Origin of the sequence: Micromonospora sp. WMMD735 (assembly GCF_049178995.1) — a bacterium.
GTDB classification, from domain to species: Bacteria; Actinomycetota; Actinomycetes; order Mycobacteriales; family Micromonosporaceae; genus Micromonospora; species Micromonospora wenchangensis.
Map to the genome: position 1 here is coordinate 1,802,129 of NZ_JBMHMJ010000002.1, position 26,416 is coordinate 1,828,544.

Genomic DNA, 26,416 nt, shown 5'->3' on the forward strand with positions numbered 1-26,416 from the left:
CGGTCGGGCACGGGCGGGTGGGTCGGGCTCCCATGATCACATTGCGATTCGGTGCACTGGTCTCGGCGTGTCGGCTACTTGATCGCAATCTGTTCATGGTCCCGCAAGCTGGCGCGGCGGCATTCACCCCGGCAACGGGAGGTGGGCCGCTCGCTCACCAGGTACGCGACCAGCCGAGCAGGTCCGCCAGGCGGGCATTGTGCGGGGCGAACCCGGCGGCCAGGTCGGCCCGCAGCGCCGGGGTGAGCTGCGACGGCCCGCTGTCCGTCCGCCGGGTGTGCCGGGCGAACTCCGCCGGGGTGAACGGGGCCAGCCCGAGGAACCGCAGCACCCCGGCGTACGTGCCGGCGGGGTCGGCGTACAGGTCCTCGCTGCGGATCACGTGCAGCCGGTCGGCGGGCAGGTGGGCGTACCAGCGGTCGAGCTGTTCGGCGTAGCGGCCCCGGGCGGCGTAGGAGAAGTTACGCAGCGCGTGGTGTGCCGCCGGGGTGTCCGGCCCGTCGACCAGCGCCTCGGCCAGCCGCCCCGGTTCGGCGGCGAGCGCCTCGGCGAAGCCCAACGGCTCCACCCCGTACGACCGGGTGTGCAGGTAGTGCGAGTAGGCCCGCTCGACCGGGTCGCGCAGCAGCGCCACGAACCGGGCCTCGGGCAGCGTCGCCGCCACCCGGGCCGGCACGCCGGGGTGGAACAGGTAGTAGGGGCTGGCCTCGAAGCTGTGCCGGCCCGGGGCGGCCGGCGGGAAGTGCGCCCGGTACCAGCGGGTTCCCCGGCCGAAGTGCAGGCTGAAGAACTGGAGTTCCTTGCCGGTGGCGGCCCGCACGTCGGGGTGCGCGGCGAGGTAGTGGTGCAGCGAGGTGGTGCCGCACCGCTGCCCACCGATGATCAGGAAGTCGGGCAGCGCGCCGACCCGGCCGGGCAGCGCCGCCCGGGACCAGGCGCGGGTGCCGCGTACCACCCGACGGAGCCGGTCCACGGTGGCCCGGCGCGGTCCCGTGCTCACCGCGACACCACCCGTCCGGAGGTGTCCCGGCCGCCCCCGCCCACCCCGGAGGGCGGCGGGCCGTCGTCGGACGGGACGATGCCCGGGGCGTCCCCGGTGGCGTCGGACGGGTCGCCGCGGCGGCGTCGGCGGGCCAGGGTACGCAGCACCATCAGATCCTCCCGGCTGAGCCCCAGCGCCAGCACCGTCCCCAGGTAGACGGCGACGATCGCGGTCAGCCCGGCGACCGGTCGCCACGGCCAGCCCGGCACCAGCCAGCGCACCAGCAGCCCGGCGGCCAGCGCGGCGGCTCCGGCGGCGAGCCCCTTGGCCATCCCGACGGTGAACGGCAGCGCGCCGGTCAGGTGGCGGACCTGCACCACCCGGGCGATGTTGACCACGATCAGCGAGGCGCTCCACGCCGCCGCCGCGCCGACGATCCCGTACGCGGGGATGAGCCACAGGTTGAGCAGCACGTTGAGCACCAGGGCGACCAGGTTGTCGGCCATGTTGAGGGCCACCCGGCCGGACATGTTCAGCACCGTGCCGCACGGGCCGGTGGCCGCGTTGACGAGCTGGCCGAGGGCGAGGACCACGGTCACCGCCGCGCCGGTGGCGACCTCGCCGCCGAAGACCCGCAGCAGGTCGCCGGGGAGGACCAGCAGCGCCACGAACGCCGGCAGCGACAGCCGCACCACCCAGCCGGTTGCCACCGCGTAGACCCGGCGGACGTCGTCGAGGTCCCCCCGGTGGTAGAGGTGCGCCAGGTACGGGCCGAACGCCGCGTTGACCGGGGCGAGCACGAAGATGGCGACGGTGACCAGCCGGGTGGCGACGTTGTAGACGCCGATGTCCGGGTTGGCGAAGAAACCCAGCAGCAGGGTGTCGACCCAGATCAGCCCGGTCGACGACAGCGACGACACCCAGCTGACCGTGGAGAAGCGGAACAGCTCCCCCGGCCGGTGCACCGGGCGGGCCGGCGGCACCCGGCGGACCAGCCGGGCCAGCGCCAGCAGGGCCAGCAGGGCGGCCGACCAGCCGGCCACCACCAGCGCCCAGAACGCGCCGGTCAGCCCGGCCCCGGTGAGCAGGGCGAGCGCGGTGAGCAGCAGCCGGGTGCCCGGCTCGTAGAGCTGACCGATGAAGGTGAACGGCCGCTGCGTCCGCCAGCCCCGGGTCGCCGCCAGCGCCGCCTCGCAGACCGTCGAGGCGGGCAGGGTCAACGCGACCAGCCGTAGCCCGGTGACCAGCCCCGGGTCGTGCAGCCGGTCGGCCAGCCAGGGTGCGCCCCAGGCCAGCGCCCCGGCGAGGAGGACCGACGAGCCGGCCGAGACGGCCAGTCCCAACCGGACGGTGCCGCGCAGCGCCGGGGCGTCGTCGTCGGCCAGGTGCACCGCCACGAACCGGGTGAGGCCGGCCCGGAACCCGGACAGCGACAGCAGCCCGGCCAGCGACAGCACCGCGTAGCACTGGGCGTACCGGCCGACCTCCCGGATGCCCAGCACCCGGGCCAGCAGCAGCATGATCAGGAAGACCGCCGCCTGGCTGAGCAGGGCACCGAGCAGGTTGAGCCCGCCGCCGCGGGCCATCCCCCGGACGTGCCTGTCGCCCTGCGCGGACGCGTGCGCCACCACCACCTACCGGCGTCGGTGCTGCTCGGGCACGGTCGAGGTGACGACCGGCAGCACCACCGTGTCGTCGCCGCCACGCCGCCCACCGGTCAGCGCCGGGGCGGCCCGGCCGACCGCCGGCCGCTGACCGGACCGGCGGCTGCGCGGCAGCCACTCCAGCACCGCCACCAGCAGCACGGCCAGCAGCAGGCCGGCACCGGACACCGGCAGCACCAGGGCGACGAGCGCCCTGACCCGGGACACCGGCTGCACCTCGCCGACGCTCGTCACCTTCTCCGGGTCGGCGGCCTGCGACTGGGCGCGGGCCTGTTGCAGCCCCTGCCGGGCCGAGGCCAACGCACTGGTGGCACTGTCGCGTTGGGCGATCAGCGCCTGGTAGTCGGGCAGCTTCGGGCCGAGCCCGTCGAGCCGCTTCTGCCCGGCGCTGATCGACTCGGCGGCGGCGTTGGCGCCCCGGGTGTTGCCGACCGCCTGCATCTGCAACTGCTGCTGCCGCAGGCTGGCGATCTCCTGCAGGGTCGACTGGTAGAGCTTGTCGGGCTGACTGACCTTGTTGGCCTTCTCCCAGTCGTTGATCGCCCGGGTGGCGGTGGTCAGCTCGTCGGTGGCCGTCTTCACCTCGTCGGTGGCGATGCCGACCTGGCTGGCGAACAGGAAGGCCAGGGCCCGCTTGCCGGTCGCGGCGAGCACCGAGGCGACGGTGGACCGGTCGGTGGCGGTGTAGGTGACGGTGAGCTGGCTGCTCGCCCCGACCTGCTTGACCGCCAGGCCGTCGCGCAGCGCGTCGGCGGAGACCCCGGTGTCGGCGGCCACCTGGTCGACCACCTGCGGGGAGGTCACCGCCGCGGCGAAGGCCGCCGCGAACTGGTTGGCCGCCTGGGTGCCGGTGTACTGCTGGGCCGCGCTGCCGCCGACCAGGGCGGGGGCGGCGACGTACGAGGTGGCCGCGTACTGCTGCGGGCCGAGCAGGACGATCAGCGCGGCCGCCGCCCCGGCCACCAGCGGAATGCCCACCAGCAGCCAGAGCCGACGCCGCGCGACCCGCAGATAGTCGACGATCTCCACCCTGCTGCTCCCCACTGCTTGATCCTTCATCGGTTGGTCCGGGCGGTCGTCACCGGTCGGGGCGTCGCCGCCCGGGTCGGCTCGGCCGGTAGCCCCCGGGCGACCGCGCCGGCTGCCGCGGCGAACGCCGCGAAATACCACAGGGTGACCACGTTCGAGATCACGTTGGATGCCGCGCTGACCGCGACGAAGGCGACCGCGCAGCCCAGGAACCCGATCGCGATGCCCCGGCCGAGCGTGCCCGGTGGGGCGCGGCGCAGCGCGTTGAGCCCGGTGTGCAGGCACAGCGCCATCATCGCCAGGTACGCCAGCAGCCCGGCCAGCCCGGTCTCCACGTACGCGCGCAGGAAGTCGTTGTGCGGCTTCTTCGCCTCGTCGGCCTCGAACTTGGTCATGTTGGGGCCGATCCCGGTGACCGGGTTGCGGTTGGCCAGCGACACGATCTCCGACCAGTAGCCGACCCGCCAGGCGAGGGTGTTGCCGGTCGGGCCGCCGCCGACGGCGCTGCTGTCGGCGAGCTGCCCGAAGCGGTGCGCCACGCTCGGCAGCAGGGCCACCCCGGCCACCGCGACCAGGCAGAGCGCCACCAGCATCCGCCGGCTGCGGTGCAGCACCGCCACCACCAGCAGGCCCAGCCCTGCCCCGAGGATCGCGCTGCGGGTGTTGGTGAGCAGCAGGAACAGCAGCGACGCGGCGAGCAGCACGCCGAGGCCGAGCCGCAGCCGGCGGCTCAGGTAGCGGTGGATGCCGAACCCGAAGATCACCATGAACATCAGGTAGCGACCGAAGGTCGTGGACTGGCTGAACGGGCCGCTGATCCGGGTGAAGTCCCCCTTGATCTCGGCCGGGGGGTGGCCGAGCAGGGACAGCACGGCGGTGTAGCCGACCGCCAGCGCCAGCGAGACGTACGCGGCGAGCAGCACCCGGCGGACCGCCGGCAGGTCCGGCATCAGCTGCTCCAGGACCACGAACATCACCACCACGGTGCCGATGCGCAGCGCCTCCAGGGCGCTGGGCACCGGTTGGGCGGCACCTGCCGCACTGACCAGGCAGGTGGCCCCGACCAGCAGCATCGCCACGCCGAGCGGCGAGCCGCGCAGCCGGCCCCGCTGGCGGAGCTGGGCGGCGAGCCAGAGGCCGGCGGCGAGCAGGAACAGCACCGCGAGGATCGTCGACGGGTCCATCGCCCGGGTCGCCCCGGCGCCGTCGGCCCGGCCGGCGGTCGGGCCGCTGAGCTTGAACAGGTCGACGCAGGAGCGGACCGCCAGCATCAGCAGCACGTACGCCGCGAACCGGGTGAGCGCGAGCACCCCGACGGCCAGTCCGGCGAGGACCACCAGGGGCAGCACCGCGCCGACCCGGCCACCACCGGACGCGGTCAGGCCGACGCCGAGCGCCACCCCGGCGCACAGCAGCGCCGCGCCCACGGTCAGCAGGCGGGCGGTCGGATCACCGGCGGCCCACCGTCGCCGCCCGCCGTCGGGCAGGGTGAGGTCACCCTCCGTGCCGTGTCGCTGTCCGTCCACCGCTCGCCGACCACTCGTTTCCTGGGAACTGTTGCCGGTCGCCGCCGACGGCCGGAAGAACGGCCTAATCTAACGGTCGCCGAGGTCGGGGGACATGGGCCGTTACGCCGACCGTGGGCGACCCAACGTCCGGTTCCCCGGGGCGGGGGCGCGCAGGGCCAGCGAGAAGTAGAGTCTCTCCAGCTCACGGGCGGCGGCGTCCCAGCTGTACTCGGCGAGCACCCGGTCGCGCAGCAGGGCCGCGCCGGCCCGTTCGGCCGGCAGGTCGGCGGTCACGGTGCCCAGCGCCCGCAGCAGGTCGTCGACGTCGCCGTCGCGGAACAGCCGCTGCCCCGGCGCGTCGCGGTCGAGCACCTCGCGGTGGGGTTCGATGTCGCTGGCCACCACCGGCAGCCCGTACGAGGCGGCCTCCAGCAGGGTCAGCGGCAACCCCTCCAGGCGGGACGGCTGGACGAAGGCGGCGGCGTGCGAGTACAGCCCGGCGAGCACGTCGCCGTAGACGAAGTCGGTGAACACGATGCGTGGATCGTCACCGGCGGCCTCGCGGAGCCGGGCGACGTAGCCGTCGGTGAACGCCGAGCCGCCGACGATGGCCAGCCGCAGGTCGGTGGGGAGTCGTCGGAACGCCCGCACCAGCAGGTCGGCGGCCTTCTCGGGGACGAGCCGGCCGACCAGCAGCAGGTATCCGCCGGGGCGCAGGCCGAAGCGGGACAACTCGCCCGGCGGCCGGTGGGTGGGGGCGGCCACGCCGTTGGGGATGTAGCGGGCGGGCCGGCCGAACCGGCTGGTGTAGTGCGCGGCGAGGCCCCGGGACACGGTGACCCGGGCGTCGGGCAGGTGACCGCTGAGCCGGTACGCGGTGCCGAGCACGGCCCGCGCCGCCCGGCCCCACTTGTCGCGCTGGTTGTCCAGCCCGTGCACGGTGAGCACCACCCGGGCGCGGGAGGCGTAGCGGGCCAGCGGCGCGGTCAGTACCGGGCCGAGGCCGTGGTAGTGCACGATGTCGGGGCGTTCGGTCAGCGCCGCCAGGGTCGAGGTGGCCGAGTGCACGATGGCGTCGAGGTGCTTGCTGGGCACGGTGCGGGCCCGCCGCAGCCGGATGCCCCGGTGCCGGGTCGTCTCCACCGCGCCGTAGCTGTCCCGGCAGTAGACGGTCACCTCGTGGCCGAGTCCGGCCAGCCGGCTGGCCATCTCCTCGACGTGCCGTTCGATCCCCCCGTAGGTGGCCGGCACGCCCTTCTGGCCGATCATCGCCACCCGCAGGGGACGCCAGGCCGGCGGGTGGGTCAGGCTCGGCTCCGTGCGGTCGGGAAGCAGCTGCTCTCCCCGGTCGACGGCATCGTTACGGAACGGCACTGTCCCCCCTCGTTTTCGCTGACCACCGGGGCGGTGGCGCGGCCCCCGGCGCACGGGACGCTAGATCATCGACGTCCGGTCGGCCACTGGCCGGTCAGTCAGACCTGACCGGCCACCGCCGGCGTCCGGCCAGGTCGGACACCCGCGGTGCCGACCGGTCGACCGCCGGTGACCGCCGGGTGCCGATACGCCGCCGGGAGGACGGAGTCTCCGTCCTCCCGGCGACCGGAGGGTGACGTCAGGAGGTCGGGCCGCCGAACTCCACCCAGTTGAGGTTGAACAGGCTGGTCGTGGGTCCGCCGGAGACGGGCTTGAAGACCAGGTAGAGCGCGTGGGTGCCGGCTGCCTGGCTGACCGGGAAGGTCTGGCTGGCCCAGGCGCTGGTGCCGGTGGTCGCGTTGAGCGTCGCGCTGGTCACCAGCTCACCGGTCGGCGAGTCGAGCCGCAGCTCGACGATGCCGCGCGGGGTTCCGGCGGTGGCCGTGGAGCCACCGGCGTACCGGAAGGTGATCTTGTCGATCCCGCCCAGGTTGATCGGGTCGAGCGCGATGTGGTCACCGTTGTCGATGCCGGCCACGTGCTGCCCGCCACCGGCGTCGGTGGTGTTGGCCAGGGTGACACCCTGCTGGACCTGGGCGAACTCGGCCTGCTGCCGGAAGGTCTGCAGGACGATCTGGTCGAGCGAGGACAGCGCCGGCTGGCCGTTGGCGCCCTTGTCGGTGTAGGTGGCGCTGATCGCGCCGTACAGGTAGCCACCGGCGTGGTCGGCGCCGTCGGCCGGGGTCTCGAACGAGCCCGAGCAGCCGTTGGCGTCGCTCATGCCGTGGCCGTGGGTGTCGTGGCCGAGCACGAAGGAGACCGTGACCCGGCTGCAGTCGATCGGGCCGTCCTCGGGGTCGGTCACGGTGACCGTCCACGGCACGGTGTCACCCCAGTTGAAGAAGGTGCCCGACAGCGGCGAGGTGACCTTCACGGTGGGCGCGGTGTTGCCCACGGTGATCTCGCGGGTGAGCACCGCCGTCTTGCCGCTGGTGTCGGTGACCGTCAGCTTGGCGGTGTACACCCCGACGGTGGTGTAGGTGTGCGACGCGTCCCGGTCGGTCGAGTCGGTGGTGCCGTTGCCGTCGAAGTCCCAGGCGTAGGTGATGGTCTCACCCGGGTCCGCGTCGTAGGAGCCCTCGGCGGAGAACTGCACGGTCAGCGGCGCCGCACCCGAGGTCGGGCTGGCCTTCAGCTCCGCCACCGGCGCGCGGGTGCCCTTGGCGTAGCGGATCACCGACAGCGCGGCGTCCGGGTTGGCCCGGAAGAAGCCGTCGCCGTACTCCAACAGGTAGAGGTTGCCGTCCGGGCCGAACTCCATGTCCATCGGGTTGTCGAAGACGAAGCCCGGCAGGAACTGCTCCACCCCGACCAGCTTGCCGCTGCCGTTGGTGCGCATCATGAAGATCTTGTCCCGGGTGAACTCCCCGAAGACCACCGCGTCGTGGTAGTACTCCGGGAACTTGGTCGCGGAGTCCAGCGCGGCGTCGTACTTGTAGACCGGGCCGCCCATCGGGCCGACGCCGCCGGTGCCGAGCACCGGCCACTGGAACTCACAGGTGCCGGGCGGGGTGCTCAGGTACGCCTCGGCGCAGGTGGTGGTCGCCCGGAAGGTGTAGTTGAGCTGCGGGTCCTGCACCGGCGGGAGGACCCGACGGCCGGTGTTGCGCGGCGAGTCGTTCACCGGTGCGGCGCAGTTGAACGCGCCCTTGGACTGCCTGGTGACGAAGTCGTAGTCGATGTACGGCAGGGTCGGCGAGTAGCAGTACGGCCAGCCGTAGTTGCCCGCCTTGTTGGCGGCGATCCACCGGCCGGTGCCCTCCGGGCCGCGGACCGCGTTCGGCACCTGCGAGTCCGGCGAGTAGTCACCGATGTAGACGAAGCCCCGGGAGTCCACGTCGAAGCGGAACGGGTTGCGCAGACCCATCAGGAAGATCTCCGGGCGGGTCTTGTCGTCGCGGTCCTCGGCCTCGGGGAACAGGTTGCCGGCCGGGATGCTGTACGACCCGTCGGCCTTCACCTTGATCCGCAGCACCTTGCCCCGCAGGTCGTTGGTGTTGCCGGCGGAACGCTGGGCGTCGTAGCCCGGCCCCTGGGTCGGCGACTCGTTGATCGGGGTGAAGCCGTCCGAGCCACCGGCGTTGGTGTCGTCGCCGGTGACCAGGTAGAGCAGCCCCTTGCCGTCGAACTTGATCTCACCGGCGACGTGGCAGCAGACACCCCGGTCGGTGTCGACCTTCATGATCTTCTGCTCGCTGGCCAGGTCCAGGTGCGGCGTCGGCTCCTCGACCCACTTGAAGCGGGACAGCTGGTTGTGCCCCTTGTAGGCGTCCCACGCGTTCGGGTCGGTGCTGGTCACCGGCGCGTCGGTGGTCGGGGTGTCGAGCTTGGGCGCGTAGTAGACGTACACCCACTTGTCGGTGGCGAAGTCCGGGCCGACGGTGACCGACTGGAGGCCGTCCTCGTCGTGCTGGTACACCGGGATGGTGGTGATGACCGGGCTCGCGCCGGTCTTCGGGTCGTAGAGACGGATCTCGCCGGCCCGGGTGTTGTGCAGCACCCGACCGTCGGGCAGCACCGACAGGGTCATCGGCTCGCCCGGCTCGTCGTTGAGGATGACCTTCTCGTAGTTGGCCTTGACGGTCGCGCCGCAGTCGCCCTGGACCATGCCGGCCGACCACTGGATCGCGCCGAGCAGGTGCTTGCGGAACGCCGAGTTGGCGTACGTGTCGGCGCTGTCACCGAGTCCGGTGTAGAACGACCGGCCGCCCTGGAAGTCCTTGCACCAGGAGATCGGGTGGTCGTAGCCCATGGTGCCGCCGGTGAAGCTCTTCTCGTCCACCGTGGCCAGCACGTGGGCGGTGCCCCGGACGTTGGTGGTGAAGTTGTACCACTGGTCGTCGAGGGTGAGCTGCCGGGCGAGCGGCTTGCTCGCCGGGTGCGCCCGGTCGGCCACGTCGATGGTGGCCGCCCCGCTCGACGCCGTACCGGCGGCGGTGGTGCCGACGATGTCGCGGTAGAACGTCCACGACGGCTCGGCCTCGACCGCGGCGTGGACGCCGAGGTAGCCGCCGCCGTTGCGGATGTAGCGTTCGAAGGCCGCCTCCTGGCCGCCGTTGAGCACGTCGCCCGTGGTGTTGAGGAAGACGACCGCGCCGTAGCTGGCCAGGTTGTCGTCGGAGAAGGCGGTCGAGTTCTGGGTGACGTCGACGGTGAAGCCGTTGCCCTTGCCCAGGGTGCGGATCGCGTTGACGCCCTTGTCGATCGACGGGTGACGCTCACCGTCGGTCTTGGTGAACACCAGGACGCTTGTCGGGTCCTGGGCCGGCTGGGCCAACGCGGGAGCGGTCGCGGCGAGCGGGACGACGATCCCGACCCCTGCGATCGCGGCGAGCCATCGGTGTACCGATCTTGCCATCTGGTTCCTCCGGTGGGGGACGATGTGCTGCCTGCTCCGGGCGGGTGCCGGGGCCACCCGGGTGGTGCGGTGCCGCGTCTCGCTCTCCGGTGGGGACGGGACGACGCCGTCCCGACCCCGTGCGGTTCGCCGACCGGGGAGCTGCGTACGGCCGGGGCCCGTGCCGGGGCGCGCGGCAGCGCGGCCCGGGGTCACGGGTCGGAAGAGGTGATCAGGTGGTACGGGCCCGCCGGGGCGGCACGCCCGGTGGTGTCCGGGGCCGCCGGGCGGCCCGGACTCCTCGGGGCGGGCCCGGGAGGTGGCGGTCGCGTCGGGGGACGCGACCGCCACCGCCGGTGCCGCCGGCGGTGGTGCGACCGCCGGTCGGTGCGCTGGCGGCGGCCGGCTGCCGGCCGCCGGGCGGGTCAGCTCTGGTGGTAGATGGTCAGGTCGGCCATGTTGGCGTAGCTGAGCCGGGCGAAGTCCAGCGACTGGCCCGGGTTGGCGGCACCGCCGGGGGCGGTGTCCATCTCCCAGTTGGCGTGGTGGAAGTCGGACTCGCCGATGGTCTGGAAGAACTGCTGGAAGTTGATGTCGCCCTCACCGAGCGGGATCATCTCGTAGCCGTTGGCCAGGGCGGAGTTGCGGTTGCCGTCCTTGGCGTGGAACAGCGGGAACCGCTTGGTGCGCCGGGCCACGTTCAGGATCGGGTCGAACAGCGAGGTCTTCTGCTGTCCGGCCGAGTTGGTGTACTTGGTGTGCTTGAACCGGGCCACGTACGCCCAGTAGATGTCGCACTCGAAGTAGACGTACTTCGGGTCGGTCTTGGCGAAGAAGTACTCCAGCCGGCGCACGCCGGAGGAGCGGGTCGGCTTGCCGTTGGCGTCCAGCGGGCCGCTGTCGAGCAGGAACGAGTAGGCCACGTCGTGGTTGTGGGTGTAGAGGCGCATCTTGCGCTCCTTGGCCTGCCGGCCCAGCTCGTTCCACAGGTCGGCGGCGGCGTCCCAGTCGGACTGGTAGGCGCTGTTGGTCGGGTCGCTGCCGGTGCCGATGTTCTTCATGCCGAGTTCCTCGGCGATGTCCAGCTGCTGCTGGAAGGTGGCCGCGTTGATCGACGTGTGGGTGCCGTTGGCGACCAGCCCGTTGTCGTCCAGGATCTTGCGGATCTCGGTCGGGGTGATCTGCCGGCCCAGGATCGAGGTGTGCTGGTTGTAGCCGGCGAACTCGATCTCCTTGTAGCCCATCTCGGCCAGGCTGGCGAGCACCCGCTCGAAGCCGTAGGGCACGCCGCTGTCGTCCGGGGCGGCGGAGATGCGGTCCCGGACGCTGTAGAGGATGATGCCCCGGTTCTGCGCCGGGATGAGCGGGTCGACCTGCCACTTGCCGTCCGCGCGGGCCGGGCCCTTGGTCTGGAGCACCGGCAGGCCGGCCGCGCCGAGCACGGCGGCGGCACCGGCCGACGCGGCCAGCAGCTTACGGCGGGTGACCTGGGCGCGGTACTGGGGGTCGGAGGCCATGCGGCGCTGATCCTCGTTCACAAGTTCCACCTTTCGAGGGTGGCCCTGACGGGCCACTGAGACGTGCGAGTCCTGCTGGGAGAGTTCGAAGGACCTGCGCCGCCGAATACGCGTGGCCCGGTGGATGACTGCTCGGTCAAGGGGGGATGTCAACCGTGTTACGTCTGTGAACCGGACACTAACGGTGGCCGACGGCTAAAGATAGACCTCCGACGGAGAAACTTTTGTTCGCGAGAACAAAAGTTCCTGATGGTCAGAACCGATGCCCGAACGGTCGCCCACCATCGGCTCCCCGGTCGATGCCCCGTCCCTCACCAGCACGAACACCGACGACAATGGGACGCGGACAGGCGGACGCGACGCGGGGGCGCGGGGTCGACCGCAATCGAATCGACACCACGCCCGTCGCGTCGCCCCCGACCGCTCCACCATCGACCGGAGCGTCGGTCCGCCGTGCGGGGAGCCCGGTCCGCTACCCGGGACCGGCCAGCACCAGCTCCCCGAGCCGCTGCTCCAGCGCCGCCGCGTCCAGCCCGCCCGGCCAGCCGCGCAGCAACGCGCCACCCCTGGCGACCAGCACCACCGCCGGTGGCTCGCGCACCGCGTACGACCGCCAGATGGTCTGCTGGTCGTCCACCACGACGGGGTACTCCACCCGGTGCGTCCGCAGGTAGTCCTGCAACTCGTCGGCCTGGTCCGCGCCGGCCACCCCGACGAAGACCACCCGGTCGCGGTGCCGGCGGGCCAGCTCGCTCAGCGCGTCCTGCCGGTCGGCGCAGGTGGTGCACCAGGAGCTGAAGAAGGTGAACACCACCGGGCGGTCGGCCCAGAGCCGGGCGGCGGTGAGCGGGGTGCCGTCGGTCAGCCCACCGGTGAACGCCGGGGCGGCCGGCGCGCCGCCTGGCGGCGGGCGCAGCGCGAGGTCGGCGGGGACCGGTCCGGGCAACGTCGCGGCACCCCCGGCGAGGGCCGCCGGTGCGGGCCGGTCGGCCGGGCTGGCGGTGCAGCCGGCCAGCACCAGCACCGCCAGCAGCGGGGCGAGCAGCCGCCTCACGCCGGCACCACCGCGACCAGCGCCGGGCCCTCACTGGTGTCCGGGGTCAGGTCGAGCGCGGGCCGGCCGGCCACCTCCAGCCGGTACCCGGCGCGCTGCGGCACCCGCACCGGCACCGCGAACTCGCAGTAGGTCGGCACCCGTTCCACCTCGAGGTCCTCGTCGAACGCGGCCACCGCCGTGCCCGCCGGCAGCGTCCCGGTCACCAGGGCCGCCCCGTCGGGGTCGAGCACCCGGAACGGCGCCCGGTGGTGGAAGTAGAGGTACGGTCCGGTGCCGGCGCAGTCCACGCCCACGGCCCGGATGTTGATGTCGCGGACCAGGACCCGGACGGTGGTCGGGGTGGCCGCCTCCGGTCCGGCGTCGGCGTCACCGCAGCCGGCGGCCCCGACCAGCAGCAGGATCGCCAGCGCGCCGACGCCGTGGCGGGCGCTCGTGGTCAGCCGCACGTGGTCTCCTCCCACCCGTGCCGTGGGTCCGTGGCGGCCTGCGCCACCACGGACCCACGGCATCGGTCGATTCCGGTCAGGACTTCTCCACCCGGCACTGCCTGGTCACCGTCTTCGACGGGTCGCTCTCCGAGGTCGCGGTGAGCTTGACGAAGCCGGTGTCCGCGGCGGCGGCGGTGGCCCCCACCGACACCCGCACGGTGGTGGACTTGCCGAACTGGGCGGTGGCCAGCGGGTTGGGCAGCCAGGTCCGCCAGCCCTTACCGGCCACCTCCGCCGAGAGCCGGTAGACGTCCGACTTCAGGTACGCGGTCGCGTCCTCCGGGTGCTGCTGGCCGCCGGCGGAGTAGGTGCCGCTGTTGGTCAGCTCGAACGAGCAGGTCACGCCCCGGTTGGTGGGCTTGCCGGTGCTGGTCACCTCGCCCTTGCCGAGGGACACGCCGTGGGTGCTCGGGCCCCCGGTGCCGTCCAGCGACCGCACCGCCACCGTGTACGACAGCGAGCCGGCCGCGTCCCGCTTGAGGTCGATGACGTAGAAGTGCAGCCGGTTGGCCTCGTCGACGTACTCGTACTGGCTGCCGGTGTCCGCCCCGGCGTGGAACAGCGCGTCGGAGAGCTGCCGGTAGTCACCCATGGTGATCTTCTGCGGGGTGCCGTCCGGCCGGTAGAAGTCGATCATGTCGATGTCCTGCGGGTTGGCGTCCACCACCCACTGGAACGGCGCGCTGTCGGCGTTCTTGGTCTTGCTCAGCAGCACGCCCCGGTCCGGGGTGAACGAGTCCGCCCCCATCCGGTCGACGACCTCGACGGTGTAGTTGTTGAAGCTCCCGCCGTCGCACAGCGGGTTCGTGGCCACCGTGCAGGCCGGCGAGAGGTCCTTGTTCATGGCGATGTTCACGCCGGTCAGCCCCTTCGGGCCGGCGTCGACCGCACGGGCGGTCACCTGGGCGGTGACCAGCCCGGACGAGGCCAGCGCCTCCCGGGACAGCCGCAGCACGTGCTCCTCACCGAGCAGGCCGATCTTGAGCTTGTCCCGCACCGTGTGCAGCGAGCCCATCGATCCGCCGTTGGTCGGCGGGATCTGCCAGCGGGTGTGCGGGCCACCGGGTCCGTTGAACGACCCGCGCGACATCATGCTCCAGATACCGGTGTACGCCCGCCGTAACGGCTCGCCGTACGGGTTGTTGTAGTTGTCGCCGATGCCGAGCAGGTGGGTCAGCTCGTGGGCGTACACCCCCATGCCGGAACTCTCCCCCTGGGTGGAGGAGCCGCCACCGGCGTTGGGCCACAGCGTCGCCGCCGCCTTCCAGGACGTCCACTCCACGTAACGGGTCTTGGCCCAGTTCGGCAGGTTCGGGTCCGGCGGGCCCCAGGAGTCCGGCACGTCCTCCTTGTTCTGGAAGATCATCTGCCCGAACTCCTGCCAGGTGGACGACTCGTCCTGCCCGGCGCTGAGGATGAAGACCAGCTCGTACTGGTTGGCGACCTCGTCACCGACCGCCGCCCGCCACGCGCCCAGCCCGTCGGTGCGGATGTTCTTGTTGCAGGCCTCCCCGCTCGGGCAGGCGCCGGGGTTGAAGCTGCTGTCCAGCCCGTACTGGTAGGACTTCGCCGGCAGCTGGTACGGCCCGAACCCGGCCAGGTCCACGCCGTAGCGCCCGTTGGAGTCCTGCATCCAGTACTCGTGCAGGGTGTGCCCCTTGTTCAGGGTGTTCGGGGTGTTGAGGAAGTCCTGGTAGAACTTCGGCACGTCGGCGCGGGGGATGTTGGCCGCGACCGACTGGGGGTTGCCGAAGACCGTCGAGCGGGCCCGTTGGGACACCGCGAACGTCTGGTCCGGATAGTCGAGCGCCACCAGGGCGATCTTGAAGTTGCGCAGCGAGCCCCGCACGCTCGGGTCGGCCCAGTTCTTGCCGGGCACCGCCCGGTAGTCGTCCCAGGTCATGGTGTCGGGGTTCTGCCAGGCCTGCGGGTCGAGGACCTGGAACGGCGCGGTGCCGCCGGCCGGGTTGGCCGGGGCCGCGGCGGCCTGCGTCGCGGCGGTCACCACGAGCGTGCCGGCCAGGACCGCGGCCAGCACGCGACGCCGCAGTCGGGGGGTGTTACGGGGAACACGGTGCACGGGTTCACCTCTCGTCGGGAGGGACGCGGCCGCCGGCGACCGGGGTCCCGTGGGGTGGCTGCCGGGACGCCCGCACACCGGGCCGCGCAGCGAATCTAGGAGGACGGGCCGGGGCCGGTCACCGTGCAGATGTCGGCAGGTGGCCCGGCGGCTTCCGACACCTGAAGGACCGGCGGCGGGTCACGTCCGGTCGCCGGGTTCAGCGGGGGCGACCGTCGGTTACCGGATCGACGGTGACTGACAGGGCCCGGACCAGGTCCCGGCGCAGCCGGGCGGCGGCCGGTGGCGGCAGCGGACCGCGCGGCGGGCGGCAGCGGCCACCGAACCGCCCGGCGGCGTCCATCGCCAGTTTGATGGCCTGCACCGCCTCCGGCCGGGAAGCCCAGCCGAAGGCCGGGTGCAGCTCGGCGTAGAGCGGCAACGCGCGGGCCAGGTCACCGGCGGCGCACAGGTCGTACAGGCGCAGGGCCGGCCGGGGCAACGCGTTGGACAGGCCGGACACCCAGCCCCGGGCCCCGCACAGCACCAGTTCCAGCAACACGTCGTCCGCGCCGGCCAGCACGTCCACGTGCGGGCAGAGGTCCCGGATCCGGTGCACCCGCCGTACGTCGCCGGAGAACTCCTCGACCGCGACGATCCCGTCGGTCTCGGCGACCCGGGCCAGCAGCTCCGGGGTGAGATCCACCCGGGTGTCGTACGGGTCGTTGTGCGCCACCACCGGCAGGCCGACGGCGGTGACCTCGCGGTAGTGGGCGACCACGTCGGCGTCGCCTGCGGGATAGCCGTCCGGGGGTGGGGCGAGCACCCCGTGCGCCCCGGCGGCGGCGGCCTGCTCCGCCCAGCGGCGGGACTGCCGGCTGCCGTACCCGCCGACCCCGGGCAGCACCGCGCAGCCCGGCGGGGCGGCCTGCACGGTGGCCCGCACCACGTCGGTCCGCTCGTCGTCGGACAGCGCCCGGTACTCCCCCACCGACGCGCACGGGGTCACCCCGTGGCAGCCCGCCTCGGCCAGCCAGCGCACGTGCTCCTGGAGCCGGTCGAAGTCGACGCCGAGGTCGTCGCGGAACGGCGTGGTGACGGCGACCAGCACCCCCCGCCAGGGCCTACCAGCTGTCACTCGGGCGTTCCCTCCTGCGCGCCGGCGGCCCGCTGCCCACCGCACCGGAACCTTACGATCGTCGATCACCACGGTGCTTCGGACAATTGCCGGAACAGTCGCCGTGGGGGCCGTCCTTTTGTCGGTAGATCCCCGGTGGACCTTGCGCACAGGCCCACCGGCCGCACAGGGTAGGGCAGGCTGTCGCACCCCCTGCCGCGCCAGCCAACCAGGGGAGATCCATGCACGGTGAGCTTCAGCGCATAGTCGACGCCGTCGCCGCGCGGGTGGGGCGGCCCGCCCTCATCGAGGACCGGCGGCAGCGGGTGGTCGTCTACAGCGAACACGACGGTCCGATGGACGAGGTACGCCGGATGTCGATCCTGCGCCGGCAGACCACCCCGGAGGTGATCGCCTGGTTCCGTCGGATGGGCGTGCTCACCGCCCGTGAGCCGGTGCGTACCCCGGCCGACGTCGACCTCGACCTGCTCCCCCGGGTCTGCGTGCCGATCTGGCACGACGACCTGCTGCTCGGCTTCGTCTGGTTCATCGACGACGACGGGTCGATGACCGACGCCGACATCGCCACCGCGACCGGCGCGTTCACCGACCTGTCGCTGGCCCTCTACCGGGAGAACCTGCTCGGTGAGCTGGCCTCGCAGCGGGAGTCCGAGGCCACCCGGACGCTGCTGGTCGAGAGCCCGCAGGCCCGTGCGCACGCCGTCCGGGCGCTGCTGGAGGAGGGCACGGTCGCCGGTGACGGCACGACCACGGCGGTGGTCGCCCAGCTCGCCCCCGCCGACGGGCGGCACCCCGACGAGGTGGCCCGGATCGCCCTGGAGCAGGCGCTGGTGGCGACCCGCCGGTGGCTCGGCGTCCGGGAGTCGCTGCACATGGTCTGGCCGGACCACGGGGTGCTGCTGATCTGCGGCGGCCGGATCGCCGGCCGGCCCACCCCGCAGGCCGCCGCCGGGCATCTCGACGACGTGCTGCGGCAGGCGACCCGGGGGTTGTCCTCGGTGGAGCGGACGGTGACCGGGATCGGTCAGCCCCGTCCCGGGCTGGTCGACGCGGTGCAGTCCTACCGGGAGGCGGTGCAGGCGGCCCGGGTGGGGGTGCAACTGCCGGCGCTGGGTCCGGTGGTCTCCTGGGCCGGGCTGGGCATCTACCGGGTGTTGTCGCAGCTCGACGGCCGGGACCTCGACGTCGCCGGGGTGCACCCCGGGCTGGAGCGGCTGCTGCGCGACGACGCCCACCAGGTGCTGCTGGAGACCCTGGAGGCGTACCTCGACCTGGCCGGCAACGCCCACGCGACCGCCGAGAAGCTGCGGCTGCACCGGACCACCCTCTACTACCGGCTGCAACGGGTCGAGCAGCTCGCCGACACCGACCTCAAGGACGGCAACGAACGGTTGTGCCTGCACCTGGCGATGAAGCTGGGCCGGCTCACCGGCCACTACCGGTCGGCGTCCTGAGGCGTCGTGGGGTCACCCGTGGACCGTCGGGAAAGGACACCCACGCCACCCGTGCTGTGACAGCCCGTGTCCGTCCGGACAGATCATTGACAGATCCGAGCGGGTACGGCCAGGATGGGCGCACCGATCGGCAACGCCCCCACGACCGACCGTAACCAGGTACGCCCCCACGCCCGTCCCGCAGACCGGATCGGCGCCGGTCCGTCGCCGCCACCCGCCGGGAGACGTCCCGTCGTCGGCGGGTCGACGTCGCGAGCCGGCCGCCCGCCGTCGCGCGACCGTCGGCGTCCGACCTTCCCGTTTCGCACCCCGCCCGACGGCGGGCGCTGCCGCGCGCCGTCGGCCCGTCTCGCACCCCGAGAAAGGTGGCCCGAGATGTCCCGTTCCGCACTCCCCCGCCGTTGGCGGCGGCTACCCGCCGCGACGGCCGCCGGCGTGGCGCTGCTGCTGCTCGCCGGCCCGGCGACCGCCGGCACCGCCGCGCCGGCCGACCGGGAGGCCGACGCCCCGGCCGTGCTCGAACGCTCCGCCGACGAGCAGGCCGACGTGGTGGAGGTGACGGTCGACGGCACGGCCCAGCTCGACGCGCTGGTCGCCACCGGCGTCGACCTCGACCACCACGTCACGCCCACCGAGGCGGGCATCGTGGTGCACGCCGTGGTCACCCCGACCGAGGTCGCCGCGCTGAAGCGGATGGGCTACCGGGTCGGCGCGGTGCTGCACGACGCCGCCGACTCCGCGCAGCGGATCAGCGAACGCGAGGCGACGATCGCCGCCCACCGGGCCGAGAACCGGGCGTACACGGCGACCCTGGAACGCAGCGCCGCCACCTCCGACGTGAAGATCATCCGGGCCGACTACTACACCTCCGGCACCAACCAGGTGCTCTCGGTCGAGGCGAAGTGGGCCCAGGGGCAGACCTCCACCAGCACGTTGACCGTGGCCCGCGACAGCGGCCCCGGCACCGAGATCGGCTCCGGCGGCACCCAGAACATCAGCCGGTTCGTCGACGCCGGGGTCTACCTCTACCACCGGGGTGCCGCCGCCGTCACCGCCCGGCCGCAGCGGATCCAGATCACCAGCCCCACCGGTGACGTGGCGGTCGCCGAGGTGAAGGAGTGGCTGCCGATCCCGGCCGACAGCCCGGAGGGCCCCGGCTACCAGAAGGACTTCGTCACCAGCTACCTCACCCCGACCGAGCTGTACGACCGGATCAAGCGGCTGGCCGACGCCTACCCGCAGCTCGCCGAGGTGGTGAAGCTGCCATACCAGACCAACGGATACCGGCGCAAGGCGCAGGTGGTGCTCGGTGGGACCGCCGCCACCCGGGTCGCGGTCGACTCGCTCGCCTGGGGGCACGAGGGCGGCAACGACATCACCGTCGAGCTGGCCGACCCGGGTGCGGCCGACCGGCCGCTCACGGTCACGGTGACCGGCAAGGCCATCCGGGTCAGCCTGGCCACCGACGCCGCCGGGGCGGTGACCAGCACCGCCGCCCAGGTCGCCGCGGCGCTGACCGCCGAGGCGGGTGCGCTGGTCAGGGCGTACACCTATCGGGGGGACGCCGGGGCGGGCGTGGTCGCGCCGGTCGCGTCGACGCCGCTGACGGACAACCTGAAGGCGCCGGCCGGGGTCTCCCGCGACCCGCACCCGGTGTACGCGATCCGGATCGGCAAGTACCGCGACGGCTCCCGCACCGGGGTGCTGGCCTACGCCCAGGAACACGCCCGGGAGTGGGTCCCGCCGCTGGTCACCATCGAGACCGCCGAGCGGCTGCTGCGCAACCACGCCACCGACGAGAACACCAAGCAGCTGCTGCGCACGCTGGACATCTGGATCGTGCCGTCGATCAACCCGGACGGCGGGCACTACTCGTTCTACGACTACGCCTCGCAACGGCGCAACATGACCAACCACTGTGCCCCGGGTGGTGCCACCGACGCGCTGGCCCGCAACTCGTGGGGGGTGGACAACAACCGCAACTACACCGAGTACAGCCTCTTCGACGGCTACTCGGGGGCGTCGGCGAGCTGCACCAGTGACACCTACGCGGGGCCGAGTGAGCTGTCCGAGCCGGAGAACCGCAACGTCGACTGGCTGGCCCAGCGGCCCAACATGAAGTTCTCGATGAACCTGCACTCCTCCGGCAACTACTTCATGTGGTCGCCAGGCGCGTACGCCACCCCGGGCCGGATCTCCGCGCCCCGGCCGACGCTGGCCGACGAGTCGTTCTTCTGGGGCGCGTCGTCGCGCATCCTCACCGCGATCAAGCGGCACCGCAACATGGCGGTCACCCCGGCGCGGACCGGCCCGATCTCCGACGTGCTGTACTCGGCGGCAGGCAACTCCGGCGACATGCTCTGGTACAAGTACGGCATCTACGCCTGGAACTTCGAGGTCGGCACCAGCTTCCAGCCCACCTGGGAGGAGGCGCACCAGGAGACCATGGAGTTCAGCAACGGCCTGGTCGAGCTGCTGCGGGTGGCCCGGGACTACGACAAGGACCGCAAGCGCCCGACCAGCACCATGTCGGTCACGCCGAGCGCCACCGAGGGCGCGGTGAGCGTCCGGTTCGACGTCAGCGAGCCGGCGGCGGTGTTCTACACCCTCGACGGCAGCCGGCCGACGTTCGCCTCCACCCTGTACGCCTCGGCGGGCATCCGGGAGGGGGGCGAGACGCTGACCGTCCCGGCCGGCACCAAGGTCCACTGGTTCTCGGTGGACGCGGCCGGCAACATCGAGCGCAACTACCGGCCGGACGACGACAGCCTGACCTTCAACCGGGGCTGGGCGACCCTGCCCACCGGCTGACGGGCACACCGGCGGGGGCCCGCGCCACGCGGGCCCCCGCCGGCCGACCGGCTCAGTCCTCGGCCCGCCACCGGTAGAACTCCGTCGCCACCGCGTCCAGCGGGCTGCCCCAGGTGTCCGGGTCGAACGGGCTGATGTACGGGCTGAGATCATCCATGATCTTGGCGAACGCCGGCTGGTCGTGCCGTTGTTCGACGGCGCCGTCGAACGGTTCGCCGACGCGCTCCAGCACGTGCAGGTAGACGTCGTCGATCGAGTACAGCCACCGCCCGGTCACCCCCATCATGGCCGGCAGCGGGCCCGCGTCGGACTCGGCGAAGATCTGCGCCACCGTGGGTTCCGCGCCCGGCTTGATCCGGGCCACGATGACCGTCCGGGTCGGCTCGCCCCCGGCGGCCGGCGGCTCGGCCGGTGCCCAGGAGTAGAACTCCTTCGCCACCGAGTCCGACGGGTTCCTCCAGTCCCTCGGGTAGGGCGTCACGTACGGGGCGATCTGCTCGGCGATCTGCTGGAAGGCCGGCAGGCCCCGGGTCTGCCCGGTCACCCTCGGGTCGGCGTCGCGCTCGATCAGGTGGATGTAGAGGCCGTGGAAGGACAGCAGGGTCCGCCCGACCACGCCCAGGTCCTGCGGGCGGGTGGTCCGGTCGTAGTACCCGAACACGTCGGCGACGGTCTGCTCGCTGCCCGGCACCATGCGACAGACGATCACGTTGCGGAAGGTCATCGGAACTCCTCGGGAATCAGGCGGTACGGGTCGGCTCGCTGGGGCGGGGGCGACTGGCCGGCGGGTGCGACACCGGCGGGGCGGAGGGGGCGAATCGGACCGGCAGCTCCAGCAGGCCCCGGAACGGGGACGCCGCCGGCAACCGGCGCAGCTCGGCGGGCGGCACGGCCAGGCGCAACCCGGGCAGCCGGCGCAGCAGCGCCGCCAGGCCGATCTGGGCCTCCATCCGGGCCAGCGACACCCCGAGGCAGTAGTGCACGCCGTGACCGAAACCCAGGTGCGGGCCCCGGACCCGGCGCAGGTCCAGCCGGTCCGGGTCGACGAAGTGCGCCGGATCGTGGTTGGCCGCGTTGAGCGCCACGCCGACGATCGACCCGGCCGGGATGCGCACCCCGCCGTACTCGACGTCCTCGGTGGCGACCCGGGGGCTGGCCACCGGCAGCGGGCCGTCGAAGCGCAGCAGCTCCTCGATCGCCGAGGGCAGCAGCTCCGGGGTGTCGCGCAGCAGGTCGAGCTGGTCGGGGTGGGTCAGCAGGGCCACCGTCGCGTTGCCCAGGAAGTCGGCGGTGGTCTGGTGCCCGGCGAACAGCAGCAGGAAGGTGGTGGTGACCAGTTCCGCCTCGGACAGCCTGCCGTCCTGGTCGCAGGCGTCGATCAACGCGCTGATCATGTCGTCGGCCGGGGCGGTCCGCTTGGCGGCCACCAGCTCCGCCAGGTAGTGGTGCAGCCGCACCTGCGCCTCGCCGACCGCCGCCCGTTCCTGCGCCGGCGGTCGCCGCGACGACCCGGAGGTACGGATCACCTGGGTCCAGTCCAGCACCCGGTCCTGGTCGGCCCGGGGCACCCCGAGCAGTTCGCAGATCACCACCATCGGCAGCGGGATCGCGAAGTCGTGCATCAGCTCGGCCCGGCCCTGCGCGACGAACCCGTCGATCAGGTCGTCGACGATCTGCCGTACCCGGGGGCGCAACGCCTCGATCCGGCGGGGTGCGAACGCCTGCGACACCAGCCGGCGCAGCCGGGTGTGCTCCGGCGGGTCCGAGTTGAGCATGTTCCGGTTCAGCGCCTCGGAGTTCGGGCCGAAGATCTGCAGGTAGTGCTGCCCGGGGCCGTAGAGGTTCTTGGACAGCCGGGGGTCGGTCAGCGCCGTACGCGCGTCGTCGAACCGGGTCAGCAGGTACGAGTCGAACCGGGGTGAGCTGACCGGGCAGACCGGCGCGTCCACGCGCAGTCGGGCGAAGGACGGGTAGGGGTCGACGGCGAACTGCTCGGTGTAGAGCTGTGCGGCGGGCAGCGGCTCGGTCATCTCGTCTCCTCGGGCGCGCTGGGCATGCTGTGCAGCACCTGGTAGGTGTGTCGTTCGGCGGATTCCCGCAGGTCGCGTACCACCCGCAGCAGCCGGTCGCGGTGCTCGCTGCGGCCGAAGGCGTCCAACCGTTCCCGGTCCGCCCAGTCGCTGATGATCAGGTAGCTGCGCGGGTCGTCGGCGTCCCGGACGAGGTCCTGGCGCAGGCACCCGTCGAGCTGCCGGATCTGCTCCGCCGCCGAGAGCCACTCCGCCTCGAACCGCTCCGCGCAGCCCTCCCGGGTACGCATGGCGAGCACCGTGCGCACGGGCGTCATCGCGCACCACCGAAGACGAGGTGCAGGTTCTTGCGCAGCGCGTCGGCGTCGATCGGCTGGCTGCGGAAGCCGACGTGCCCGTCCGGGCGGATCAGGTACAGGGCGGTGCCGGTCACCCCGTACCCGGTGCGGAACTCACCCCCGGCGTCGACCACCACCGGCGGCGCGGGCGACCCCGGCACCTCGGCGTCCGGGCTGACCAGCAGGTACGCGTCGACCTCGCCCCGGGTGAGGGCGCGGACGTCGGCGCAGAGCCCCGGTACGGCGGCCAGCGCCGCCGGGTCGGCCGAGGCGTCGGCGTAGAGCAGCAGGGTGTGCCGGGGGCCGGTGGTCAGGTCACGCAGCCGCAGCGGATGCCCCACCCCCCGCCGCCGCAACCCGCCCAGGTCGGGGGCGCGGTCGCCGGGACGCGGGCCGGCCCGTAGCCCGTCCGGGTCGGTGACGCACTCGCCGACCAGTGGACTGTCGGCGTAGCTGAGCAACATGGACATCTCCTGGAGGAACTGCCGTTCCAGGTCGGCGCGGTCCAGTTCGTCGGTGAACGCCATCCGTACCGCGCGGCCGACGATCTCCGCGCCCTCCGGGCGGCGTTCGGCCTCGTAGCTGTCGAGCAGGCCGGGGGCGGCGATCCCGCGCACCGCCAGCGCCACCTTCCAGGCCAGGTTCCAGGCGTCCTGGATGCCGGTGTTCATCCCCTGTCCCCCGGCCGGCGGGTGCAGGTGGGCCGCGTCCCCGGCGACGAAGACCCGGCCGTGGCCGTACCGGTCGACGATGCCGTGGCTGATCCGGAACACCGACGACCAGCGCAGGTTCGCCGCCCGGGTGCCCGGCGGGGCCAACCGGTCCAGCGCCGCCTGCACGTCGTCGAGGGTCGGCTCGGCCAGCTCCTCGCTGAACCCGGGCGGGGCGTCCCGGCCGCCGGTCTGGGCGAAGAACCGGGGCGGCGCGAGGGTCGCGATCCGGTACCGGCCCTGTCCGCGCAGCGGAACGCAGACCAGCATGCCGTCCATCTGCCCGTCGGTCTCGTGCAGGAACCGCAGCAGGTGCCCGTCGGGCATGTCCCAGTTCACGTCGACGTCGGCGAGCATGAACAGCTGCGGAAACCGGCCCAGCCCACCGGAGAACGTCAACCCGAGCAGGTCACGGACCCGGCTGTGCGCGCCGTCGGCGCCGATCAGGTACTGGGCCCGGACGGTGCGGATGCTGCCGTCGGCGAGGGTGAGGGTGGCCAGCACGCCGTCCGAGCCCTGGGTGAACCCGGTCAGTTCCGCGCCGCGCTGCGGCCGGACGCCGAGGGTGGCCAGCCGCTCGGTGAGGATGCGCTCGGTCTCGTACTGGGGCAGGCCCAGGTGCGCGTACGGCAGGCCGGGCAGCTCCCAGCTCATCCGGTGGGTCTGCGTGCCGTTGACGAACACCACGTTGCCGGTCAGCCAACTGCCGGCGTCCATCGCCTCCCGCACGATGCCCTGCTCGGCCCAGATCTCCATGGTGCGGCAGTGCACGCCGATCGCCTTGTCGGCCTGGCCGGGCGGGGCGACCGACCTGTCCACCACCCGGCAGTCGATGCCGCGCCGGGCCAGTTCGACGGCGGCGGTCAGCCCGGTCGGCCCCGCCCCGACGATGAGTACGTCAGTTGTCGTGTGCACGTCGGTCTCCCTACCGGTGCTGGCTGCCCGGTCGACGCCGGGACGGGTCGTGGGGTGGAACAGTCGGCGGCGGAAGTCGAGCAGGAACGGCGCGATCGGCCCGGCCTCCTCCCGCGCGTGGGCCGGATTGGCGACCCAGCGGTGGAACTCCGCCGCGCAGCGCCACTCGGCGAAGATGTGGTGGACGTCCGAGTCGGGCTCGCGCAGCAGTTCCTCGCGCAGATAGCCGGGGACCCCGGCCATCCGGGCGGTCACCTCGGCGTGGCCCCGGTGGAACTCGGCGAGCCGGTCGGCCGGGACGGTGACCTCGACGTCCACCAGGATCGTCGGGTCCCCGTCCGGCTCGTCGCGCATCACCCGGTGGTCGTCGGCGGTGGTCGGCTCGCACCCGTCGCGCAGCGCGGCGGCGAGGCGGGCGGCCACCGGGCCGTTGTCGTAGTCGCGCAGGGCGTCGTCGTCGGCCCACTCGGTGGCGAGCACGAACGTGTGCGGGTCGTGGGCGTCGAGGAACAGCTCCCGGCGCAGGTTGCCGGGCAGTGCGCCGATCTGCGCCGCGGCCGTCCGCCACGCCGACCGGACGCGCTGTTCGGCGCCGGGACGCGCGCGGACCCGGAGCATTGTCCTGATCATGGGGTCTCCCTTGACGGCCTGCCCGAGACGAGGGTCCCGACCGCCGGCACACCCGCACCGGCCGTCGCCGTCCGACCCTGTCGCAGCGCACGTCACCCCGCCGTCACCGGCGGGCCGACCCGGGTCGCCGCCCGTTGACGCCACCGGGACGACCCACCGGCGCGGCTCAGGGGCGCACCGTCACCACCGGGTACGGGTCGCGGGGCGGCACCGCGCAGCCGAAGGGGCCCGCCGACGCGGGCGGGCGGGTCAGGGGCGGCGGTTGCCGCTGCTCGCGCGGACGACCAGCTCCGGCTCGACCTGGGGGCGGGGGGTGCCCGCGCCGGTGCCGTCGAAGAGTTCCAGCAGGGCCGCCACGCACCGGCGGCCGACCTCGTCGAAGTCCTGCCGCACGGTGGTCAGCGGCGGGGAGAGGTACTCGGCCTCGGGGATGTCGTCGAAGCCGACGACGCTGACGTCCTCGGGAATCCGCGCGCCCCGCTGGTGCAGGGCGCGCAGCAGGCCGAGCGCCTGGTGGTCGTTGGCGCAGAACACCGCCGTCACGTCGGGGCGTTCCACCAGGGACTGCCCCAGCTCGTAGCCGGCCCGGGGGCTCCAGTCGCCGACGATGACCGGTGGGACGCGGCGGCCCGCCTGCTCCAGGGTCTGCCGCCAGCCGTCGACCCGGTCCCGGGCCTCCAGCCAGTCCCGGGGACCGGCGATGTGCCACACCGTCTCGTGGCCGAGGTCGAGCAGGTGCCGGACCGCCAGTCGGGCCCCGGCCACCTGGTCGACCGAGATGCTCGGGAGTTCACCGCGCTCCCCGCTGGCCTCGACGACCACGGCGGGCACCCCGGTGGGCAGGCCGTGCACGGCGACCGACGCCGTCATCATCGGGGTGATGACGACGACGCCGGCCACCGACTGCTCGGTCAGCGCGTCGATCGCCGAGCGCATCCCGCTCCGGTCCAGCCGCTCCAGGGTGACGATGCTGATGCCGTACCCGGCGGCGCGGGCCGCCCGCTCGATGCCCAGCAGCGTGGCCGCCGGCCCGAACAGGATGGTGTCGAAGCTGACCACGCCGATGACCCGGGAGCGGCGGCCCGCCAGTCCCCGGGCCAGGGCATTGGGCCGGTAGTTGAGCTGGTGCACGGCACGCAGCACCCGTTCCCGGGTCTCCGGCCGAACGCTCGGGTGGTTGTTGAGCACCCGGGACACGGTCTGGTGCGACACCCCGGCGAGTTGCGCGACGTCGCTCATCACCGCGGCGCGTTCGGGCCGCTGCTGGCCCATGGCG

At 73.0% G+C, this 26,416-nt stretch carries 18 protein-coding genes; 2 read left to right on the forward strand and 16 right to left on the reverse strand.

Translation table 11 applies throughout. The features are described from left to right. Positions 1 to 154 precede the first annotated feature (154 nt). From ACN268_RS08005 to ACN268_RS08055, 11 genes are all read right to left on the reverse strand, one after another. On the reverse strand, positions 155 to 1,000 hold the full coding sequence (locus ACN268_RS08005; protein ID WP_421482496.1) for a sulfotransferase family protein: 846 nt from the start codon (positions 998 to 1,000) through the stop codon (positions 155 to 157). Beyond that, positions 997 to 2,610, reverse strand: coding sequence for an oligosaccharide flippase family protein (locus ACN268_RS08010; protein WP_421482497.1), 1,614 nt, complete (start codon positions 2,608 to 2,610; stop codon positions 997 to 999). The genes ACN268_RS08005 and ACN268_RS08010 overlap by 4 nt, the downstream gene beginning before the upstream one ends. A 6-nt stretch (positions 2,611 to 2,616) precedes the next feature. Next, positions 2,617 to 3,690 carry a Wzz/FepE/Etk N-terminal domain-containing protein gene (locus tag ACN268_RS08015; RefSeq protein ID WP_421482498.1) on the reverse strand — a complete coding sequence of 358 codons (1,074 nt, stop codon included), beginning with the start codon at positions 3,688 to 3,690 and terminating at the stop codon, positions 2,617 to 2,619. An 11-nt stretch (positions 3,691 to 3,701) separates the two neighbouring features. Continuing rightward, complete coding sequence (locus ACN268_RS08020; protein ID WP_421482499.1) at positions 3,702 to 5,201, reverse strand: O-antigen ligase family protein; 1,500 nt, start codon at positions 5,199 to 5,201, stop codon at positions 3,702 to 3,704. A 102-nt stretch (positions 5,202 to 5,303) separates the two neighbouring features. Further along, positions 5,304 to 6,557 carry a glycosyltransferase family 4 protein gene (locus ACN268_RS08025; protein WP_421482500.1) on the reverse strand — a complete coding sequence of 418 codons (1,254 nt, stop codon included), beginning with the start codon at positions 6,555 to 6,557 and terminating at the stop codon, positions 5,304 to 5,306. 238 nt (positions 6,558 to 6,795) lie between these two features. Continuing rightward, on the reverse strand, positions 6,796 to 10,014 hold the full coding sequence (locus tag ACN268_RS08030) for a ThuA domain-containing protein (RefSeq protein WP_421482501.1): 3,219 nt from the start codon (positions 10,012 to 10,014) through the stop codon (positions 6,796 to 6,798). Between the two features lie 404 nt (positions 10,015 to 10,418). Continuing rightward, positions 10,419 to 11,531 (reverse strand): sugar phosphate isomerase/epimerase family protein, encoded by a 1,113-nt coding sequence (locus tag ACN268_RS08035; RefSeq protein WP_421482503.1) that lies wholly within the window; start codon positions 11,529 to 11,531, stop codon positions 10,419 to 10,421. 451 nt (positions 11,532 to 11,982) lie between these two features. Beyond that, complete coding sequence (locus ACN268_RS08040) at positions 11,983 to 12,564, reverse strand: TlpA family protein disulfide reductase (RefSeq protein WP_421482504.1); 582 nt, start codon at positions 12,562 to 12,564, stop codon at positions 11,983 to 11,985. Then, positions 12,561 to 13,013: a hypothetical protein gene (locus ACN268_RS08045; RefSeq protein WP_421482505.1), complete on the reverse strand. Its 453-nt coding sequence runs from the start codon at positions 13,011 to 13,013 to the stop codon at positions 12,561 to 12,563. Before ACN268_RS08045 ends, ACN268_RS08040 begins: the two co-directional genes overlap by 4 nt. Before the next feature lie 76 nt (positions 13,014 to 13,089). Continuing rightward, on the reverse strand, positions 13,090 to 15,135 hold the full coding sequence (locus ACN268_RS08050) for a M6 family metalloprotease domain-containing protein (RefSeq protein ID WP_421482506.1): 2,046 nt from the start codon (positions 15,133 to 15,135) through the stop codon (positions 13,090 to 13,092). Between the two features lie 199 nt (positions 15,136 to 15,334). Continuing rightward, a complete protein-coding gene (locus ACN268_RS08055) occupies positions 15,335 to 16,252 on the reverse strand; it encodes a dihydrodipicolinate synthase family protein (RefSeq protein WP_421482507.1) in 918 nt (305 codons plus the stop codon). Between the two features lie 221 nt (positions 16,253 to 16,473). Between ACN268_RS08055 and ACN268_RS08060 the strand changes: the two genes are divergently transcribed. Together ACN268_RS08060 and ACN268_RS08065 are read left to right on the forward strand one after the other, a co-directional pair. Further along, the gene (locus ACN268_RS08060; protein WP_204923063.1) at positions 16,474 to 17,706 is read left to right on the forward strand and encodes a PucR family transcriptional regulator; all 1,233 of its coding nucleotides are present in this window, start codon (positions 16,474 to 16,476) and stop codon (positions 17,704 to 17,706) included. A 375-nt stretch (positions 17,707 to 18,081) separates the two neighbouring features. Further along, positions 18,082 to 20,517, forward strand: a complete 2,436-nt coding sequence (locus ACN268_RS08065) for a M14 family metallopeptidase (protein ID WP_421482508.1) — start codon at positions 18,082 to 18,084, stop codon at positions 20,515 to 20,517. A gap of 52 nt (positions 20,518 to 20,569) precedes the next feature. Here the strand turns inward: ACN268_RS08065 and ACN268_RS08070 are convergent, their stop codons facing one another. From ACN268_RS08070 to ACN268_RS08090, 5 genes are all read right to left on the reverse strand, one after another. Next, positions 20,570 to 21,241, reverse strand: coding sequence for a TcmI family type II polyketide cyclase (locus ACN268_RS08070; RefSeq protein WP_421482509.1), 672 nt, complete (start codon positions 21,239 to 21,241; stop codon positions 20,570 to 20,572). Positions 21,242 to 21,257: 16 nt separating this feature from the next. Continuing rightward, positions 21,258 to 22,547 carry a cytochrome P450 family protein gene (locus ACN268_RS08075; RefSeq protein WP_421482510.1) on the reverse strand — a complete coding sequence of 430 codons (1,290 nt, stop codon included), beginning with the start codon at positions 22,545 to 22,547 and terminating at the stop codon, positions 21,258 to 21,260. After that, on the reverse strand, positions 22,544 to 22,864 hold the full coding sequence (locus ACN268_RS08080) for a putative quinol monooxygenase (protein ID WP_088644175.1): 321 nt from the start codon (positions 22,862 to 22,864) through the stop codon (positions 22,544 to 22,546). Before ACN268_RS08080 ends, ACN268_RS08075 begins: the two co-directional genes overlap by 4 nt. Continuing rightward, a complete protein-coding gene (locus ACN268_RS08085) occupies positions 22,861 to 25,140 on the reverse strand; it encodes an FAD-dependent oxidoreductase (protein ID WP_421482511.1) in 2,280 nt (759 codons plus the stop codon). Before ACN268_RS08085 ends, ACN268_RS08080 begins: the two co-directional genes overlap by 4 nt. 249 nt (positions 25,141 to 25,389) lie before the next feature. After that, positions 25,390 to 26,412 (reverse strand): LacI family DNA-binding transcriptional regulator, encoded by a 1,023-nt coding sequence (locus tag ACN268_RS08090; protein ID WP_232376994.1) that lies wholly within the window; start codon positions 26,410 to 26,412, stop codon positions 25,390 to 25,392. Positions 26,413 to 26,416 lie beyond the last annotated feature (4 nt).